The 17,154-nt window shown below is 42.0% G+C and carries 16 protein-coding genes; all 16 read right to left on the bottom strand.

Annotated features, from left to right (window positions below; translation table 11 throughout):
* Positions 1-35: 35 nt before the first annotated feature.
* A complete protein-coding gene (gene trxB / locus AC3IPL_RS02845; protein WP_489241615.1) occupies positions 36-977 on the bottom strand; it encodes a thioredoxin-disulfide reductase in 942 nt (313 codons plus the stop codon).
* Between the two features lie 53 nt (positions 978-1,030).
* Positions 1,031-2,449, bottom strand: coding sequence for a tetratricopeptide repeat protein (locus AC3IPL_RS02840; RefSeq protein ID WP_489241614.1), 1,419 nt, complete (start codon positions 2,447-2,449; stop codon positions 1,031-1,033).
* Complete coding sequence (locus AC3IPL_RS02835; protein WP_489241612.1) at positions 2,446-2,931, bottom strand: acyltransferase; 486 nt, start codon at positions 2,929-2,931, stop codon at positions 2,446-2,448. Before AC3IPL_RS02835 ends, AC3IPL_RS02840 begins: the two co-directional genes overlap by 4 nt.
* Positions 2,915-3,751, bottom strand: a complete 837-nt coding sequence (gene lgt, locus AC3IPL_RS02830) for a prolipoprotein diacylglyceryl transferase (protein ID WP_489241611.1) — start codon at positions 3,749-3,751, stop codon at positions 2,915-2,917. Before lgt ends, AC3IPL_RS02835 begins: the two co-directional genes overlap by 17 nt.
* A gap of 1 nt (position 3,752) precedes the next feature.
* The gene (gene hprK, locus AC3IPL_RS02825) at positions 3,753-4,682 is read right to left on the bottom strand and encodes an HPr(Ser) kinase/phosphatase (RefSeq protein ID WP_489241610.1); all 930 of its coding nucleotides are present in this window, start codon (positions 4,680-4,682) and stop codon (positions 3,753-3,755) included.
* Positions 4,683-4,855: 173 nt separating this feature from the next.
* Positions 4,856-7,693 carry an excinuclease ABC subunit UvrA gene (gene uvrA, locus AC3IPL_RS02820; RefSeq protein WP_489241609.1) on the bottom strand — a complete coding sequence of 946 codons (2,838 nt, stop codon included), beginning with the start codon at positions 7,691-7,693 and terminating at the stop codon, positions 4,856-4,858.
* A gap of 4 nt (positions 7,694-7,697) precedes the next feature.
* Positions 7,698-9,677 (bottom strand): excinuclease ABC subunit UvrB, encoded by a 1,980-nt coding sequence (uvrB, locus tag AC3IPL_RS02815; protein ID WP_489241608.1) that lies wholly within the window; start codon positions 9,675-9,677, stop codon positions 7,698-7,700.
* Between the two features lie 189 nt (positions 9,678-9,866).
* Complete coding sequence (locus tag AC3IPL_RS02810) at positions 9,867-10,088, bottom strand: DUF2198 family protein (RefSeq protein ID WP_489241607.1); 222 nt, start codon at positions 10,086-10,088, stop codon at positions 9,867-9,869.
* Positions 10,089-10,730 (bottom strand): HD domain-containing protein, encoded by a 642-nt coding sequence (locus AC3IPL_RS02805; protein ID WP_489241606.1) that lies wholly within the window; start codon positions 10,728-10,730, stop codon positions 10,089-10,091.
* Positions 10,730-11,269: a TlpA family protein disulfide reductase gene (locus AC3IPL_RS02800; RefSeq protein WP_489241605.1), complete on the bottom strand. Its 540-nt coding sequence runs from the start codon at positions 11,267-11,269 to the stop codon at positions 10,730-10,732. The genes AC3IPL_RS02805 and AC3IPL_RS02800 overlap by 1 nt, the downstream gene beginning before the upstream one ends.
* A 105-nt stretch (positions 11,270-11,374) precedes the next feature.
* Positions 11,375-11,833 (bottom strand): CHAP domain-containing protein, encoded by a 459-nt coding sequence (locus AC3IPL_RS02795; RefSeq protein WP_489241604.1) that lies wholly within the window; start codon positions 11,831-11,833, stop codon positions 11,375-11,377.
* A 202-nt stretch (positions 11,834-12,035) separates the two neighbouring features.
* Positions 12,036-12,695 (bottom strand): C40 family peptidase, encoded by a 660-nt coding sequence (locus tag AC3IPL_RS02790; protein WP_489241603.1) that lies wholly within the window; start codon positions 12,693-12,695, stop codon positions 12,036-12,038.
* Between the two features lie 41 nt (positions 12,696-12,736).
* Complete coding sequence (locus AC3IPL_RS02785) at positions 12,737-12,994, bottom strand: LysM peptidoglycan-binding domain-containing protein (RefSeq protein ID WP_489241602.1); 258 nt, start codon at positions 12,992-12,994, stop codon at positions 12,737-12,739.
* A 163-nt stretch (positions 12,995-13,157) separates the two neighbouring features.
* Complete coding sequence (gene cccB, locus AC3IPL_RS02780; protein ID WP_489241601.1) at positions 13,158-13,475, bottom strand: cytochrome c551; 318 nt, start codon at positions 13,473-13,475, stop codon at positions 13,158-13,160.
* A gap of 46 nt (positions 13,476-13,521) precedes the next feature.
* Positions 13,522-14,623 (bottom strand): peptide chain release factor 2 gene (gene prfB / locus AC3IPL_RS02775; protein ID WP_489241600.1). Its coding sequence is split into 2 segments (ribosomal slippage): positions 13,522-14,559 and positions 14,561-14,623, totalling 1,101 coding nucleotides; the frame shifts between segments, so codons are not numbered across the junction.
* Between the two features lie 8 nt (positions 14,624-14,631).
* Positions 14,632-17,154 (bottom strand): preprotein translocase subunit SecA, encoded by a 2,523-nt coding sequence (gene secA, locus AC3IPL_RS02770; RefSeq protein ID WP_489241599.1) that lies wholly within the window; start codon positions 17,152-17,154, stop codon positions 14,632-14,634.

Here is a 17,154-nt window from a genome sequence, read left to right as displayed (position 1 = left end):
AGAGACACGCCTGAACGGCGCATCTACTGAAACAATCAACTATTTACTTTATCGTTAAGATGTTCGATATAATGCTGTGCATTTTGAGCAGCTAAACTACCATCCCCTGTTGCCGTAACGATTTGTCGCAATGTTTTATGACGTACATCTCCGGCTGCATAAATACCAGGAATTTTAGTTTCCATCTGATCGTTTGTTTCAATGTATCCTGCTTCGTTCGTAATGCCAAGGTCAACAAATGGTGCAGTCAACGGCTGCATACCGATATAGATAAATACACCGTCTGCTTGAACCTCTGTTTCTTCACCCTCTTTATTGATGAGAGTCACGCTACCTACTTTACCGTCTTTTTCATTGATAGATTTTAATGTTGAGTTCCAGATAAAGTCGACTTTTTCATTTTTAAAGGCGCGGTCCTGCAAGATTTTTTGAGCACGAAGTTCATCACGACGGTGAACTATCGTTACTTTGTCAGCAAATTTCGTCAAGTAGACGCCTTCTTCAACAGCTGAATCACCGCCGCCGATAACCATTAAGTTCTTCTGTTTGAAGAACGCACCGTCACATACGGCACAGTATGATACACCACGGCCGCCCAGTTCTGTTTCTCCAGGAACACCGATTTTCTTATATTCAGCACCGGTTGCAATGATAACGACTTTTCCTACTAATTCTTTGTCACCTAATGAGACAATTTTGTCGTCTCCTTCTACGCGGATGCTTTTAATATCACCGTAAGCATATTCAGCACCAAATTTCTGAGCATGATTAAACATCTTAGTAGATAAGTCAGGTCCAGTAATCAAGTCAAAGCCAGGGAAGTTCTCTACATCAGCTGTGCTCGCCATCTGGCCTCCAGGCATCCCTCTTTCCACCATCACTACAGAGAGATCTGCCCGCCCTGCATATAACGCAGCAGTCATTCCCGCAGGCCCTGCTCCGATAATAATTACATCGTATTTCTTGGTTTCAGTCATAATATCCTCCTATATGAATGTTAGTTAATATAGCATATACCAAATCGCTTCAATTAAACATTATTTTGCTTGAAGAAGTCATATGCTTTTGTAAACTGATATTTTGTTGTTTTGAATAATTCTGCACACTTATCCATCGACATAAAAGGACCATGGACTTTTAAATATAAGTAGTACGTGACAGCTGCATAAGCCTCGTAATTGAGCGGCAGTTTTGCAGCAATTACTTCTTCAGCATGATCGATCCATGAAAGGAGCAATTCATGACTGTCATCGACGTGATAGATGGCCTCGAGCCCTTGATGTATGAAATCGAGTTTCACGAGTTCGAGCTGATGAAAGATATAGGATAAGTAGAGTTTCTCATAGTCGCTCATCTGCTCAAGTTCATCCCATAATTCTTTGGAGATCATCGTTTCCTTGTGCTCAAGCTGAGATATAAGGAAAATACCGAGCAGTCTTTTATGCCCGTCATCACTCCGCAGTAATGGAATTACCTGTTCTTCAAGATAATGCATCCCTTGAAATATTTCATGCGGACTCGGGGTATCGCTTCCTGTCAGCTGAACGAGCAGTCTCCACATCTCATCTGAAGCTGCGCGGTTACCTAGTGCATAATAGTTAAAACTAAGAGCGTGATAGAGCTGCACATTTTTCAGCATCCGCTTTTTGTATATGGGAAGTAACAGCGCCTGCGAAGCAGCATATTGTTTCAAATAGCACAAGACAATGCCAAGTTTAAATGATTCATCTTCATTGATGGGATGAAGTTTGTTCAATCGCTGTAAATAGTGCTGATATTGCTCATGCTGATGCGTGTTATATAAGAGCAGCGTGTAATGACACAGTGCATGAATATCCGTTTCATCTTCTTCCAGAAGTTGAACAAGCAGCGCCTCAGCCTCTTGATAACGGCTCATGAATAAATAGGCCATAGCTTTGAGATTCCGCATCTCTTTACGCGACTGCAGCGCTAGTGGCTGATTGCTGATCCAGTCGATGGATTCATTCATTCTACCTCTTGAGAATAAGTACTGAAAAATCTGCTGTGACACAAACAGGGCACTTTCTGCTTCTACTTCCATCTGACTGCTGTAAACTACGTCAAAAGTCTTTTTAAGCTCAGTCATATAACTCTGATCATCTGTCAGCTGAACATAATACAGTCCGAACAAAAAAGCTTTGTTCGGCTCACGTGCTTTCGTGTAGAGCTGACTCAATAAATAGAAATAGTCTTCAAACGCTTCCTCTTTGACAATACAGTCGTAGAGGTAGCCTGCTCCTGTTTCCACTTGCCCGATTTCGGCATAGCACATCGCGAGATCTTTAATATAATCATTCGACTGTTGATGCTCCAGTGCTTTCTTTAAATAAATGATTGCTTCATTGAATGCCAGCTGACTCATCTTCTTCTTAGCGAGCGTGTGATAACTTTCAGCATCATTTGGCAGGCTGACGATTTTATCGTTCATTGTTTCACCTCACTTCTGATCTGGAGAGGGTTACCGAAGGCGAATGCTCCCGCAGGTATGTCTTTAGATACGACGCATCCTGCCCCGATGACAGCACCGTCCCCAATAGTGACGCCTGGAAGAACTATCGCATTTGCGCCAATCATCACCTCATCACCTATGATAATCGGCCCTGTCCGATATTCATGGACTAAATATTCATGACAGAGAAGCGTTGAATGAAATCCTATCACACAATTGCTGCCAATAGTAATCAGTTCAGGAAACATTATATCCGGAGTCACTTTGTAAGCAATTGATGTATGGGGTCCTATCGACATTCCCGTCAATTGATAAAGCTGTCTCTTCAGCTGCATCGACGGAATCAATCTCCCCGTCTCGATGATAATCGTATTACGCAAAACCTTCAGAAACGACACGGTCTTATATAACCGCCATAATGGGTTTGGTCCATTGACAGGTGTCCTAGTGGTACGTCTCATCGCTGCTTCCTTTTAGCGGAACATTGACATCACCGTATTTTGGCAGATGGTAACGGTATGACCGGTAGAGCCAAGTGATGACAGCTGCAACGATAATGACAATTGAAATGACTTGAGCAATTCTTAAGCTGTCTGTCAGCATCAGGCTGTCAGTCCGCAATCCTTCCACAAAGAAACGACCGATGGAATACCATATACCATACAGCAGGAATGTCTGGCCGATTCTCAAATGTTTTCTTACCAGCATCAAGATCACAAAGCCAGTTAAACTCCAGAGCGATTCATAGAGAAATGTCGGATGATAATAACTGCCGTCGATTTCCATCTGATGGATCATCCATTCAGGAAGCATCAAGTTTTCAAGAAATGTCCGTGATACTTCTCCTCCGTGTGCTTCCTGGTTCATAAAGTTGCCCCATCGACCGATCGCTTGAGCAAGAATAATACTTGGTGCGACGATATCAGCAAGCTGGAAGAACGATAGATTTTTGCGTTTGGCAATGATGAACCCCGTAGCAAATGCGCCAATTAATCCACCGTGTATGGCGATACCACCATTCATGATCATAGGTATCTCTGCTAAGTGCGCTTTGTAGTAATCCCACTCAAATGCTACATAGTAAAGGCGTGCACAAATAATAGCCATGATGACCGCCCAGACGACAATATCAATCAACGTATCATCTTCGTAGCCCTTCTTTATAGATTCGCGCTGTGCAACCAAATAACCGATCAATATAGCGGTCGCAATAATGATGCCGTACCATCTGACTGATAATGGTCCGAGTTCAAATGCAATTGGATTAAGTAATAATGTCATATTAGTTTCCTTTCAAAGACTGACTTCTGATTTGGTCGTTCAGACGGTTGTTGAATTCTTCAGCAGTATTGACACCCAGCGCATTCAACCGATAATTCATAGCGGCGACTTCAATGATGACAGCTAAGTTACGACCCGGCCTTACAGGAATCGTTTTTTTAGTAATCTGAGAATCCAGTATAGTCAGTTTTTCTTCCACCAGACCGACGCGATCATACATTTTATCTTTATTCCATGTTTCCAGGTTGATGTTCAGCATGACACGTTTCTCCTGCAGAATGGAACCTGCACCAAACAATGTCATGACATTGATGATTCCGAGGCCTCTAATTTCAAGCAGATGTTCAATCAGCTGAGGGGGCTTACCCATCAGTACATTTTTAGAGATTTCTTTAATTTCTACATTATCATCTGCAACTAGTCGATGTCCGCGTTTCACGAGTTCTAATGCAGTTTCACTCTTACCGACACCGGAATCGCCGGTAATCAGTACACCGATGCCGTAGACGTCGACTAGTACACCGTGGAGACTGGTTTCTGGAGCAAGCTGCGTCTCAAGAAATGAAGTCAGTTTACTGATAAGACTAGTTGTCGCATCTTCAGAAGAGAGCAGAGGGGTCCCTTTTCGGTCGCACGCAGCAATCAGTTCAGGCGGTGGTTCGATGCCTCTTGTGATGATAATACACGGTGTTTCTTTACGACAGAGTTTGTTCATTCTATCGACTTTGTCTTCCTTGCCCAACATTTCAAAAAACGATGTTTCGGTTGTTCCGAGCACTTGAATGCGGTCAGATGAATAGTGGGAAAAATAGCCGGCCATTTCAAGGCCAGGACGGGAGATGTCCGTGTTCATCACGACACGGTCCATGCCTTGTTCACCCGCTAACACTTTCAGTTTAAAGTTAGCATTAATATCATTACTTGTTATCATGAGAAACCTCCTCGTTACTTTCATTCTAAATAACTTCCGCTCTAATTACAATGAAATGAAGAGCGGTCGTCTCCGCTTATCGTATTCTATACTTTGACATAAAAAAGTGCTGAAACCTATGTTGTTCCAGCACTTATATCATTCTATTCGTCTACTTTATTCAACATAACCTATCAGTTGAACTGCTTATGTACACGTTCAACCAGCTGCTTTAAATATTGTCCTGTATACGATTCTTTCGTCTCCATAATGACTTCAGGTGTTCCTTCGGCAATGATTGTTCCACCGCCCGCACCACCTTCTGGTCCTAAATCAATGATATGATCTGCAGTTTTAATCACGTCTAAATTATGTTCAATGATGATGACAGTATCACCATTTTCTACGAGTTGATGCAATACTTTGAGCAGCCTTGCTACGTCATCTACATGCAGTCCTGTTGTCGGCTCATCCAGAATATAAAGTGATTTACCATTGGAGCGTCGATGAAGTTCTGAAGCAAGTTTTACACGCTGCGCTTCTCCGCCTGATAACGTCGTCGCCGGCTGCCCCATCTTGATATAACCGAGACCCACATCGACAATTGTTTTCAGTTTGCGGTTGATTTTCGGAATATTTTCGAAGAAATGATAGCCGTCTTCAACCGTCATATCGAGTACATCTGATATATTTTTGTCTTTGTAAGTCACTTCAAGTGTTTCACGGTTATAACGCTTGCCGTCACATACTTCACACGGTACATAGACATCAGGCAGAAAGTGCATCTCTATCTTAATGATACCGTCTCCACGACATGCCTCGCATCTTCCGCCCTTAACATTGAAACTAAAGCGGCCTTTTTGGTATCCTCTTAATTTAGCTTCATTTGTCTGACTGAAGACGTCGCGGATATCATCGAACACACCCGTATATGTTGCGGGATTGGAACGCGGCGTCCGGCCGATAGGCGACTGATCAATATCAATGATTTTCTCAATATGCTCTGCCCCTTCAATGGACTGGTGCGGTCCTGGTTTTGCCTTAGCCTTATAAATTTTCTGTGCCAGCCCTTTGTAGAGTACGTCATTGATCAGTGTACTCTTACCAGATCCTGAAACACCTGTTACAACAGTCATCATTCCAAGAGGTATATCTACATCAACATGTTTCAGATTATTGCTTGTTGCCCCTCTGACAGATATATAGCGGCCATCAGGTTGACGGCGGGTCTCCGGCAGTTCAATTTTCTTCTTACCGCTCAAATATTGTCCGGTCAAAGATTTCTTGTCTTTCATGACCTGCTTCGGAGTTCCTTGAGACACTACTTCTCCTCCGTGGACGCCCGCTCCAGGTCCAATATCGATCAAATAATCCGCAGCAAGCATAGTATCTTCATCGTGTTCAACGACAATAAGTGTATTACCCATATCACGCATTGACTGCAGCGTTTGTATTAACCGGTCATTATCCCGTTGATGTAAGCCGATGGATGGTTCATCAAGAATATAGAGGACACCGGTCAGTCGCGAACCGATCTGTGTTGCCAGCCGAATTCTCTGCGCTTCTCCACCTGATAGTGATCCTGCCATACGGTTTAGCGTCAAATACTCAAGTCCCACGTTATTCAAGAATGATAGACGTTCTGTGATTTCTTTTAGGATTAAATTAGCAATCGTCTGTTCTTTCTCAGTCAATACTAACGAATCAAAATATTCAACAGATTCACCTATGGAACGCAGAACAGTCTGCCCGATATGTTCTTCGTTAATCTTTACAGCCATAGCCTGTTCATTCAGACGATACCCATGACATGTCTCGCATGTTTCATCTGTCATATATTTACGCATCTGTTCTCTTGTATATTCAGACGGCGTTTCTTTGAAGCGACGTTCAATATTATTGACGATCCCTTCAAATTCCATACTTCTTGTACGGCTGACACCATTGTCCTGCTTAAACTTGAAAGCGATCGTGTCATCGCCGCCGTAAAGAATGATGTGGCGCTCTTTATCTGTCAGATCTTTGAACGGTTTCTTCATATTAATCTTATAGTGTTTACATGCCTGCTTCAGCAAGTTCGGATAATATTCAGAACTGATCGGCTGCCATGGGACAAGAGCACCGTCCTGCAGGCTTTTAGATTCGTCAGGTACGACAAGGCTGACATCTACGGTCAACTTAGTCCCTAATCCATCACAATCCGGACATGCACCGAACGGACTGTTGAATGAAAACATACGTGGTTCAAGCTTATCAATGGAGAAACCGCAAACCGGGCATGCATGATGTTCTGAGAATTTAATTTCTTGCTCACCGATGACATCGATCAAGGCATTTCCATCTGCAAGCTGCAGCGCATTCTCTAGAGAATCTGCCAGTCTGGTTTCAATACCGTGTTTAACAACCAGTCTATCAACTACCACATCAATATCATGCGCATGTGTTTTAGCGAGGTCAATGTCATCGCTGACATCATACATCTCTCCATCAATTCTCAGTCGTGCATACCCCTTTTTACCGATGTCTTCTATTAACTTCTTATGCGTTCCTTTACGGCCTCTCACGAGCGGCGCAATGACTTGAATCTTCGTCCGCTCTTCAAGTGTCATCACATGGTCAACCATTTGCTGGATGGTCTGTGATTCAATCTTAATATCATGTATCGGACAGTACGGCGTACCGATTCTGGCAAACAACAGTCTTAAGTAATCATAGATTTCCGTTACTGTCGCCACTGTACTACGAGGATTATTGCTTGTCGTTTTCTGATCGATGGAAATGGCCGGTGACAATCCTTCTATCGTATCCACATCTGGTTTGTCCATCTGCCCTAAAAACTGTCTTGCATAGGCGCTGAGTGATTCAACATAACGCCTCTGTCCTTCTGCATATATCGTATCGAATGCAAGACTAGATTTACCGGATCCAGACAACCCGGTCATCACAACCAGTTTATCTCTCGGTATCGTAATGTCTACATTTTTTAAGTTATGGGCTCTTGCACCTTTGACTACAATCTCTTTATTCTTCATGGTCTCACCCTTCAGCCTTAAGTTCAAACAGAATGTCACGCAGTTCAGTCGCACGTTCAAAATCAAGCGCTTTAGCTGCTTCTTTCATTTCATGCTCAATACGTTCAATAGTCTGCTGGCGTTCTTTCTTAGTTAATTTCTTCTTCGTTTTCTTTGGTGCTTCAGTCTCGTCAGTTTCAACAGTAGCACTGATGACATCCCGAATTTTCTTATTGATCGTCGTCGGTGTAATACCGTGCGCTTCGTTATAAGCCTGCTGAGTTTCACGTCGTCGTTTTGTTTCACTCAATGCTATTTCCATCGAACGCGTGATTTTATCGGCATACATGATTACCTTGCCGTGTTCATTACGAGCGGCGCGGCCAATCGTTTGGATCAATGACCGTTCAGAGCGGAGGAAACCTTCTTTATCAGCATCCAGAATAGCTACAAGGGATACTTCCGGGATATCAAGCCCTTCTCTCAGTAAATTAATACCGATCAATACATCATAGACACCCATGCGAAGATCACGAATGATTTCAATACGTTCCAATGTCTTGATCTCTGAATGAAGATAGTTGACTTTGACACCCGCTTCTTTTAAGTAAGTGGTTAAATCCTCACTCATTTTCTTAGTTAATGTCGTGATCAGCACACGTTCATTTTTTGTGACACGCTGCTGAATTTCTTCCATTAAGTCATCAATCTGATGCTCAGATTTTCTGACTTCTACGACCGGATCAAGCAGTCCAGTCGGACGAATAATCTGCTCCACCATCTCATCAGTATGCTCAATCTCATATGGACCAGGTGTTGCCGAAACATAGACAAACTGTTTAGCTTTCTCATCAAATTCATCAAATGTCAATGGCCGGTTATCAAGAGCGCTTGGCAGTCTGAAGCCATGTTCTACGAGCACTTTTTTTCTGGCCTGGTCACCATTGTACATCCCGCGCACCTGCGGCAGACTGACATGTGATTCATCAATCATAATCAACCAATCATCACCGAAATAATCAAGAAGTGTATACGGTGTTGAACCTTTAGGGCGCAATGTAAGATGGACAGAATAATTTTCGATACCGGAACAGAATCCCATTTCGCGCATCATTTCAAGATCATAATTAGTCCGTTGTTCAAGTCGCTGTGCTTCAAGCAGTTTATTTTCAGCTCTGAATACTTTGAGCTGCTCTTCCAGTTCGCGTTCTATACGTTCTATCGCAAGAGTCATCTTTTCTTCACGGGTAACGAAGTGACTCGCAGGGAAAATAGCAAAGTGTTCGCGCTCTTTTAATACTTCACCTGTTAAATAATTGATTTCACGAATTCGTTCAATCTCATCACCAAAAAACTCAATTCTAATACACTGTTCATCACGTGAAGCAGGGAAGATCTCAACAACATCCCCTCTCACTCTGAACGTCCCACGATGGAAATCTATATCGTTTCTTGTATACTGCACGTCCACGAGCTTACGCAGCAGCGTATTACGTTCCATCTCCATTCCGACACGCACACTGACAACCATGTCCTTATATTCTTCCGGATTCCCGAGACCATAAATACAGCTGACAGATGAGATGACAATGACATCGTTTCTTTCAAACAATGCACTGGTCGCAGAATGCCGAAGTTTGTCAATCTCGTCATTGATTGAAGCATCTTTCTCGATAAATGTATCCGTTGAAGGGACATACGCTTCTGGTTGATAATAATCATAATAGCTGACAAAGTATTCCACTCTGTTCTCAGGAAAAAATTCTTTGAACTCACTGTATAACTGTCCAGCAAGTGTTTTATTGTGAGCGATGATCAATGTCGGCTTACCTACCTGCTGAATCACATTGCTCATCGTAAATGTTTTACCTGTTCCTGTTGCACCAAGGAGTGTCTGATGTCTCTTACCTTCCTTGATACCCTTTACAAGCTGTTTGATGGCCTCCGGCTGATCTCCCGAAGGCTTAAATTCTGAGTGTATCTTAAATGGATGTTGTTCCATCATACCCCTCCCTTTTGTTATTTATTTTATCAAAATATTTCATACAGGTACAAACATTTGTTCGTAGACACTAGAGATATGCCGCTTGTCTGTTTAGTACGCTTCTATACTGTACCCTCATTAGATAACCAGCAACAATAGACAACACAAAAACGCGGCCTTCTCAATCATTAGAAGACCACGAAATATCGATCATGATTCATGCAGACGAAACCAATCCACTAGAAGATAACCGATAATTAATGACATCGTATCGATAAAGACAATCATCTCTGAACGAAAGAATCCTTTATAGACAGATACACCAATCACAACAGTGGCAAGCAGCAAGCCCGTATATTTATTTCTGACGGCCATACTGAAGACTACAACCATTAATGCAGGTAAAAATAAAGCAAGAACGTACCACGTCACTCAAGAATCCTCCTTATCCAGAATGGCATGCGTAATTTCTCTCAGCTCTGATCGTGGAATAAATTTCTCCTCAAGCATTTCCGGGACAATATTATCCAAAAAGTCCTGAACGGACACAAGATGATCGAACTGTATGATCGTCTTCAAACTTTTCTCATATATTTCGAAGAACAATGGTTCTGGATTTCTTTTTTGAATTTCACCGAACGACTCATACAGCAGGTCAATCTTATCAGCTACAGATAAAATCTGACCTTCCAGCGTATCATCTTTTCCTTCCTGCAGGCGACTGTGATAAATATCCTGATACTCAGGAGGAAATTCCGTCACTATAAATTTATGAATCATCTGTTCTTCCACTTCATTGAACAGCTGTTTCAATTCTTTGGAAGCATATTTGACAGGTGTTTTAATATCTCCAGTGAAGATTTCCGGATAATCATGATTCAAGGCTTTTTCATAGAGTTTTTTCCAGTCGATTGTATTGCCGTGATATTCTTCTACCGTACCTAAATACTGCGCAATCTTTGTCACTTTGAATGAATGGCTCGCCACGTTATGCTCATGATATTTAAACTTTCCAGGACAGCGCACGAGCTTTTCAAGATCAGATAAGCTTTTGAAATATTGATGGACTCCCATTATGTTCCCTCCTCAATTTGTGCAATCAACTGTTTTAGTTTTTGCTGATTCAGCTCACCAAGATACGTCTTAAGTACATTTCCTTGATCATCTACGAATAATGTCGTCGGTAGATGATTGATCTTATATTGTTTTCTGACTGAATCGTCTGCTGTCAACATCGGATAATCCGGTTGATACTGGTCAATGAACGCGTCTCGTTTTTTCTGTTCATCCTGAATGTTCATTCCGATTACCTGGAGATGATTCGGTTTGTTATGGAAATAATCAATGAGTTCAGGCATCTCCCGGTTGCAAGGCTCACACCACGATGCCCAGAAATTAATGATGTTGATATCACCTGTCAGCTGCGCTTTCAGCGGCTGAGCCTGACCTGCAGAATTATAGGATTCCATCGACAATATGTTTTTACCGTTCAAATAGTGCGGATGACCTGCTATTTGACTTGATTCGTCATCAAAGGTCATTACCTGCCATACACTGTAAGCTGCAGCGGCAAGCAGTGCAGCACTAAAAAAAATAATCATGAACCGTTTCATGATATCCCTCCAAATATAATATGGTTACATTATAACAATCAACACTCTATTAATGAACAAATAATCACAGCATCTGTTCTTAGCAGATGCTGTGATGATATTTGACTAGTAAATGTATTTGTATTGTGCGGCTTTTGATTTGGATAACTTGCGGTAAGTTTTCACACCTTGCCTCGGATAATTCATTTCTGACACCAGTATGCTGCCACTTTGGTAGACGCGTTCAACGACTGCTACGTGTCCATAGTAGCCTGCTGTTGATACCATTACAGAACCGTAGACAGGTTTTCTCTTCACTGTATATCCTGAACGTGATGCATTGCTTGCCCAATATCTTGCATTGCCCCACTTGTTTGATACATATCTTCCCATTTGTGCACGGCGGTTGAATGCATAATAAGCACATGACCCCCAGCTATAATAATTGGCTGCTTTATATTTAATTGGATTTCTATATGTAGCGGCTTCAGCTTGATGAGTCATTTTTACTGGCTTGACGTTCAGCTCACCGGCAATTGAAACAAACATGATAATAGTAAGTAATGATAATATTATTTTCTTCATATGTAAGTTCTCCTTAAGTTTCTTTTGCTATTGAATCTTAACATAATAAAAATGGGTTTAAACCAATGTTATAGTTTTGTAATACAAGTGTTACCTTATGCGAGCAAAAACACTTCTTTGGTTACATTTATTCCAGTAGTAATACAGTTCGATGACAAAATGTATCAAAAAAAGTCTGGATCAATGATCCAGACTTGTAGGATTAGTATCTATAATAGCCAGTGACAGAACCGCTGATGTAGCTTACTGCACGCTGTTTTATGCCTTCTGATGGATTGAGTGCGTCAACCATTTGTCCGTTACCAATGTATACACCTACATGTGATCCACCGTTGAAGAATACTAGATCCCCCGCTTGAGGTGTAGAGACTGGTGTACCAGCTGCCATTTGAGCATAAGTAGTACGAGGAATAGATTTACCCATTGAAGCAAGTACTTGCTGGGCAAATGCCGAACAGTCCACTGCTGAGCCGGAGTTCGCACCGTATACATATGTCTTACCACCAGCGATACTGTTAGCGACTGATGCTACATTACCACTCACTGGTGCAGCTGTTTTTGTTTCAGCAGTTGGACGATTGTCACGAGATGCTGCAGCAGTTGAGGTTTGAGTGACTGGTGTTGCTGCTTCGTTAGTTGTCGTTTCTGGTACTTCTCTGCGATTGTCAGAGGCAGCAGGTGCATCAATCCGTTCTAGTCGATCTGCTTTTACGACATTTGATGTTCTTTGTTCTACCGGTTTCATTGGTGTTGCTGCCACAGCTGGTTTCACAGCAGATTTAGCTTTATGGAAACCTTCTTCTGAGATGATGATTTTCTTACCAGCTTTCAATTCAGTAGATGATAAGTCATTCCATCGCATCAGTTCAGCTGTAGAGACATCAAACTTTTCAGCAGTTTCTTTTAACGTATCGCCTGTTTTGATGACATAGAAATCTTTAGATTCAACTTTGATTTTATCGCCGGCAATAAGCCGGCAATAATCAAATCGCTTGTCAATTCGTTAAGTTCTTTTAATTCAGACACTGAAGTGCCGTTTTCTTTTGCAATCGCCCATAATGTATCGCCTGACTTCACTTCATAATCACTCGCTTGAGCTTGGACTGTCGCTATACCTGTGATAGCAGTCACTACTACTGCTGTTAATATTGTTTTTTTCATAATAAAAAAATCCTCCTGATATAGTAAACGGCCATAACGTTCGTTACATGTCGTTGATTACTATATCATAGAGAATTTTCCATTTTATCTTTGTAATATTTTTGTAATGCAATCGTCACTGTTCATCAATACGTTGCATTTTTCTATATTTTCTGATAATCGATTACTTCTGTTTTGCTAAATATTCAGCAATTTTCGCTGCATCTTCGCCTTCAGCCTGACCTTTAGGCATAGCACCCTTACCATTTTTAATAATATCAAGAATTTCTTCTTCAGAATATTTACTGCCGACTTTCTGTAAGTTCGGACCGCTGGCACCTTCCATATCTCTGCCATGGCAACCGACACATGAGTGCTGCTGAAAGGCAGTCTTGCCAGGATCTGACGATGCATTGTTATCAGTCGTCTTAGCTTCCTCTTTTCCGCAGGCAGTAACTAACAATAATGAACTTAACAATACAACGGATAGTGGTTTTCTCATCAAATGACCCCCTTATATTATAAAACGAATCGCTTGCCGCAATGAATTACAACTGGCTCTTTAAATAGGCATCAATAAAGAGAGAGAGATCACCGTCCATTACTGCTCCAGTATTCCCGGTTTCTGCATTTGTGCGGTGATCTTTGACCATGGAATACGGATGAAACACATATGAGCGTATTTGTGATCCCCAGCCGATTTCCTTCTGTTCGCCGCGGATGGCAAGCATCTCTGCTTCCTGTTCCTCAATCTTCCGCTGATAAAGTTTGGCTTTCAGCATTTTCATCGCCTGTTCACGGTTTTTAATCTGCGACCGTTCATTTTGACAAGTTACTACGACACCTGTCGGCTTATGTGTTATACGGACTGCAGAATCAGTCGTATTGATGTGCTGGCCACCTGCACCACTTGCACGATAAGTATCAATATTCAAATCTTCTGCATTGATTTCAATCTCAATATTGTCGTTATCAAACTCAGGTGTCACTTCACATGATGCAAATGATGTATGACGTCTGCCCGATGAATCAAAAGGTGATATCCGGACAAGTCGATGCACCCCTTTTTCTGCTTTAAGGTAGCCATAAGCGTTATGTCCTTTAATCAACAGGGTGACACTTTTAATCCCTGCTTCATCGCCGGGCAGGTAGTCCAATGTTTCCACTTTGAATCCTTGTTTCTCACTGAAACGCTGATACATGCGGAGGAGCATCGCTCCCCAGTCCTGAGACTCAGTCCCTCCTGCTCCTGGATGGAGTTCAAGAATAGCGTTATTGGCATCATGCTCACCACTCATCAACAGTTTCAGTTCGAACTGATCGACTTCTTCCTTCAGTGCAATCAGCTGTTCACTCACTTCCTGCTCCATGTCAGCATCCGGTTCTTCCTTAATCATCTCAACCATTACTTCTACATTTTCTTTGTCTTCAACAAGTCGATGATAACCATTGACCACTTCTTTCAATGCATTGCTTTGATTGATGATATTCTGTGCTTGATTGGAATCATCCCAGAAGCCGGGTTCTGCCATCATTTCATCAAATTCCTGGATGTTCGTCTCTTTTTCTTCTAAGTCAAAGAGACCCCCTAAATGATTGTAATTTCTCTTCTAACTCTGCCAGTTTGTTTTTTATTTCATAAGATTCCATTATTGTTCCTACTCTCTACCATGACAATTTTTATACTTTTTCCCGCTGCCGCATGGACATGGGTCATTTCTACCGATTTCAGGTTCGTTCTGTTTCGGTTGTTTCTTAACTTTTTCTTTGCCGTCGCTTGCAACCATTGCTTCACCTTTAGCGACCTGCTCACGCTCAACCTGTTCATCTTTATCGATGACAGATTTAAGGATATACTTCGCAACATCATCTTCGATATCTTCAAGCATGCCTTCAAACATGCTTAATCCTTCGTTCTGATATTCACGCAGCGGGTTGATCTGACCGTACGAACGCAGATGAATACCTGTACGCAGCTGATCCATCGTATCAATATGATCCGTCCACTTCATATCAATCGTACGGAGCAGAATCATCCGTTCGAATTCATGCATCTGGTCACCAAGCATTTCTTCCTGACGCTTATACTGGTCATCGATGTGACGCATGACAACTTTGAAGATTTCATCGTTATCGCGGCGGGCAATCTCTTCTTCTTTCAATTCCCCTTCAGGGAGATACATATCTTCCACGAAGTTGATGAAGGCTTGATAGTCGTGGTCCTCTTCTGTAATAAAGTGACCACCGACTGCACGACGTACTGATTCCTCAATCATTGAATGAACCTGCTCTGAACAGTCTTCCTGCTCAAGGATTTCATTCCGTTCCTTATAGATGATTTCACGCTGTTTACGAAGGACATCATCATATTCAAGGACACGTTTACGACTGTCATAGTTATTACCTTCCACTCGTTTCTGAGCAGATTCAACAGCGCGTGACACCATCTTAGATTCGATGGGTGCATCGTCATTCATACCAAGACGTGTCATCATTGTCTGCATTTTTTCTGAACCGAAACGCACCATCAATTCATCCTGCAATGATAAATAGAACCGACTGAACCCTGGGTCCCCTTGACGTCCAGAGCGTCCGCGCAGCTGATCATCAATACGTCTTGATTCATGCCGCTCTGTACCAATGACTGCGAGCCCTCCGAGTTCAACGACACCGTCGCCTAACTTGATATCTGTGCCTCGACCGGCCATGTTTGTTGCAATCGTTACCGCGCCACGCTGACCTGCGTTCGCTACAATTTCCGCTTCCCGCTCATGATTTTTTGCGTTTAAGACATTATGTCTGATGCCGCGTTTTTTCAGCAGACCGGAAATATATTCACTCGTTTCAACAGCAACTGTACCAAGCAGTACGGGCTGTCCTACTTTGTGTCTTGCGATTACTTCTTCCACGACAGCCGCAAGCTTACCCTTTTCTGAAGCAAAGATTAAGTCAGACTTATCTTCTCGGGCCACTGGTTTGTTTGTCGGAATTTGAGTAACTACCATATTATATATGCTGACAAACTCTTCTTCTTCCGTTTTAGCGGTACCTGTCATCCCTGACAGTTTGTTATACATACGGAAGAAGTTCTGGAATGTAATTGAAGCCATTGTTTTAGATTCGTTCTGAATTTCAACCCCTTCTTTTGCTTCAATAGCCTGATGAACTCCATCAGAGAATCGGCGTCCCGGCATTGTCCGTCCAGTAAACTGGTCAACAATGACAATTTCGCCGTCCTGAACCACATAATCAACGTTATTCAGCATAGAGCGGTGGGCTTTCAATGCAATATTGATATGGTGCATCAAGTTGACATTTTTTACATCGTATAAGTTATCAACTTTAAACATTCTTTCGGCTTTATCAATCCCTTTTTCAGTCAACTGAATGCCCTTTGTCTTTTCATCGTAATTATAATCTTCTTCATCTTTCAGCATCTTCACAAAAACATTAGCTTGAATATATAATCCAGTGGACTTCTCCGCTTGACCAGAAATAATCAGCGGTGTCCGCGCTTCATCGATTAAGATTGAATCGACTTCATCAATAATGGCAAAATTAAGCGGACGCATGACGCGTTCTTCTACATATGTCACCATGTTATCTCTTAAATAATCAAAGCCAAGTTCATTGTTAGTGCTATACGTGATATCTGCAGCATAGGCTTCACGTTTTTCTTTTGTTGTTTTGCTGTTCAAGTTAACACCGACTGTCAGTCCGAGGAAATTATACAATTGTCCCATTTCTTCAGCCTGCGTACTTGATAAGTATTCATTGACCGTTACTACATGAACGCCGCGACCAGTCAAAGCATTTAAATAAACGGGCATTGTCGCCGTCAATGTTTTACCTTCACCTGTTTTCATTTCAGCAATATCACCACGATGCAGGACTGAACCACCCATAATCTGTACTGGGTGAGGAAATAATCCAAGGACACGCAGTGCGGATTCACGAACAACTGCGAACGCTTCAGGTAATATTTGATCTAAATATTTTTCCTGTTCTTTATAATCAGTAATTCCTTTTAAGTCATTTTGATATTTGACTGTCATCTCTCTTAGTTCATCATCTGTTTTTGCTGCCATTTGTTCTTTGTAGGATTCAACCTGGTCTGCAATCTTAGATAAAGATTTTACATCGCGCTTTGAGCCGTCAAACATCTTTTTAATAAATCCCAT

The sequence above is a fragment of the Macrococcus sp. GL_134 genome, from assembly GCF_057834705.1.
This window is presented reverse-complemented; position numbering and strand designations above follow the sequence as displayed.

Excerpts from the sequence above, each read along its gene's own strand:
- AC3IPL_RS02785 (WP_489241602.1), bottom strand. The coding sequence starts at position 12,994 with ATGAAAAAAACAATATTAACAGCAGTAGTAGTGACTGCTATCACAGGT.
- AC3IPL_RS02795 (WP_489241604.1), bottom strand. The coding sequence starts at position 11,833 with ATGAAGAAAATAATATTATCATTACTTACTATTATCATGTTTGTTTCA.
- trxB (WP_489241615.1), bottom strand. The coding sequence starts at position 977 with ATGACTGAAACCAAGAAATACGATGTAATTATTATCGGAGCAGGGCCT.
- uvrA (WP_489241609.1), bottom strand. The coding sequence starts at position 7,693 with ATGAAGAATAAAGAGATTGTAGTCAAAGGTGCAAGAGCCCATAACTTA.
- AC3IPL_RS02805 (WP_489241606.1), bottom strand. The coding sequence starts at position 10,730 with ATGGGAGTCCATCAATATTTCAAAAGCTTATCTGATCTTGAAAAGCTC.
- AC3IPL_RS02800 (WP_489241605.1), bottom strand. The coding sequence starts at position 11,269 with ATGAAACGGTTCATGATTATTTTTTTTAGTGCTGCACTGCTTGCCGCT.
- lgt (WP_489241611.1), bottom strand. The coding sequence starts at position 3,751 with ATGACATTATTACTTAATCCAATTGCATTTGAACTCGGACCATTATCA.
- cccB (WP_489241601.1), bottom strand. The coding sequence starts at position 13,475 with ATGAGAAAACCACTATCCGTTGTATTGTTAAGTTCATTATTGTTAGTT.
- AC3IPL_RS02790 (WP_489241603.1), bottom strand. The coding sequence starts at position 12,695 with ATGCGATGGAATGACTTATCATCTACTGAATTGAAAGCTGGTAAGAAA.
- AC3IPL_RS02835 (WP_489241612.1), bottom strand. The coding sequence starts at position 2,931 with ATGAGACGTACCACTAGGACACCTGTCAATGGACCAAACCCATTATGG.
- uvrB (WP_489241608.1), bottom strand. The coding sequence starts at position 9,677 with ATGATGGAACAACATCCATTTAAGATACACTCAGAATTTAAGCCTTCG.
- hprK (WP_489241610.1), bottom strand. The coding sequence starts at position 4,682 with ATGATAACAAGTAATGATATTAATGCTAACTTTAAACTGAAAGTGTTA.
- secA (WP_489241599.1), bottom strand. The coding sequence starts at position 17,154 with ATGGGATTTATTAAAAAGATGTTTGACGGCTCAAAGCGCGATGTAAAA.
- AC3IPL_RS02840 (WP_489241614.1), bottom strand. The coding sequence starts at position 2,449 with ATGAACGATAAAATCGTCAGCCTGCCAAATGATGCTGAAAGTTATCAC.